Origin of the sequence: Carnobacterium sp. (genome assembly GCF_049673005.1) — a bacterium.
Taxonomy (GTDB): Bacteria; Bacillota; Bacilli; order Lactobacillales; family Carnobacteriaceae; genus Carnobacterium_A.
This window is the reverse complement of the sequence record NZ_JBATXB010000118.1, coordinates 1-2,257: the sequence shown is the minus strand read 5'-3', so window position 1 is coordinate 2,257 and position 2,257 is coordinate 1. Positions and strand designations below refer to the sequence as shown.

The following is a 2,257-nucleotide window of genomic DNA, read 5'->3' as shown; positions in this document are numbered from 1 at the left end:
GAAGCCCGAATGAAAAAGCTGAACTGTACAAATGGATTATGTTGTCTATGTTGCGTGACTAACTCATGTGAGCAGTTTCGGTTTTTTAAATTGGCTTCCGATATGCCGTCTTAATCATTTATATATACATATCCTCTCCCTTTGGTATTTTAGGGTGCTAAGTCTGTATAGAATAAAGGATTGTGAATTGACTGTATCGTTAGGGTAAATACAATTTAAAAGATGTTTTCTGTGTACGTGAGTAGTAATAACTTGTGTACTTTTTTTGTACCTTTTTTATCAATGAAGGGAGCTGAAAACATGACAGTTGAAGTAACGTTATTCTTCAAGCGATGTTGAATTTTTACTTAAAAGTTATAAAAATAACAATAATTAAAAGATAAGTAGAATAAATTATGAGAAAAAGAGGGATTACAAATGAAAACCATTAAAAAAACAAGTTTACTTTTACTAGCAGCACTATTTTTAATCTTAGGTGGATGTGCAACGAATACGAAAGACAATAACACGACTAACTCTAAAAAAGAAAAACAAGTATTAAATCTAGCAGCAGATTCAGAAATGGATACAATGGATACCACCATTTCTACAACTAATTTTACGCCAATGAATAATGTCTTTGAAGGATTAATTTCTTATGATTTATCAGGAAAATTAATTGGAGGGAATGCAAAAGAATTGCCTGAAGTATCAGAAGATGGGTTAGTCTATACATTTGATATTCGTGAAGAAGCGAACTGGTCGAATGGAACTCCCGTTACAGCGGCTGATTACTTATATGCTTGGAAAAGAATGGTTGATCCTGCTAATGGTTCTGGATATGCATATTTATTTTCAGGAATCTTAAAAAATGCAGAAGAGATATTAGCTGGAGACAAAAACATTGATGAATTAGGTGTTGAGGCAATAGGAGATAAAACGCTGAAGGTAACATTAGAACAGCCTGTACCTTACTTTCTTGATTTATTGACTATTCCTTCTTATTTTCCTCAAAATGAAGCTTTTGTAACAGAACAAAAAGAGAATTATGGATTAGACGCTGAATTAACGATATATAATGGACCTTTTACATTATCTGATTGGACAGCAGCTAAGGGAGATTCGTGGAAATACATTAAGAATGATGCTTATTGGGATAAAGATTCTGTGAAACTTGAAGAAATCAATACGCAAATTGTAAAAGAAGTTGGAACGGGTATTAATTTATATGAATCAGGTCAATTAGATAGCATTAAACTGTCTGGGAATTTTGTTCCACAGTATAAAAATAATGAAGATTTTAAAACAACGAATAAAGCATGGATTTATTATTTGGAACTCAACCAAGAAGTACCTGAATTAGCGAATAAGAATATTCGTAAAGCATTGATGTTGTCGATCGATCGTCAAACGTTTACAGAGAATGTATTACAAGATGGTTCTGAACCAATATTTGGTCATGTTCCTCAAGGGTTAGCAAAAAATCCTGAAACGGATAAAGATTTCCGTGAAGATGCTGGAGACATAGGAAGTTTTGATGTTGAAGAAGCGCAAAAATCGTGGAATGAAGGCTTAAAAGAACTGAATAAAGACGAGATAACACTAGAACTAACAACTTCTGATAGTGAAGATAGTAAAAAATTAGCAGAATTTATCCAAAGTGAATACCAAAAAAATCTACCAGGTATAACGATTAAAGTCCGCCAAATGCCTGATAATTCTAGATTGGATAATGTAAAAAAAGGTGAATACCAAATGGCTACAACCTACTGGTTAGCAGACTTTGCAGATCCGATTAACTTTGTCGAACGTTTTGATACAGAAATTAATCGTGGAAATTATTCGTTTACAGATGTTGACCAGTTGATTGAAGAAAGCAATCAACAATTTAATGACTTATCAACCAGATGGAAAACAATGATTCAAGCTGAAAAAAGTGCTCTAGGAGAACATTATGTAGATGTGCCCATTTATCAAACTGCTGAACCTTACCTTGAAAAATCTTATGTAAAAGATATCTATCGTCCTGTATTTGGAAGCAGAAGCTTTAAATATGCTTATGTAGATTCTTCTAAATAAAAATAGAAAGTTTCTTTAGAAAAATCAAAAGAATCAATTGGGTAAGAAGAAAATTTATTTATCCTTAGTTATTTTTTGAAAAGATATTTTTTTAAATGGTTTCTTATTAGCGAAGTTTGTTACAATGGAAGCAATGACAAGGAATCAATTAAGATAGATGTCTAAAGATAAACTAGTTAAGGAGGAAACAAGAATGATT

General features: G+C 32.1%; 1 protein-coding gene. It reads left to right on the top strand.

Annotation, left to right across the window (positions count from 1 at the left end; genetic code table 11):
- Window positions 1–417: 417 nt before the first annotated feature.
- Window positions 418–2,058: a peptide ABC transporter substrate-binding protein gene (locus tag WBF61_RS08975; protein WP_424255804.1), complete on the top strand. Its 1,641-nt coding sequence runs from the start codon at window positions 418–420 to the stop codon at window positions 2,056–2,058.
- Window positions 2,059–2,257: the final 199 nt, after the last annotated feature.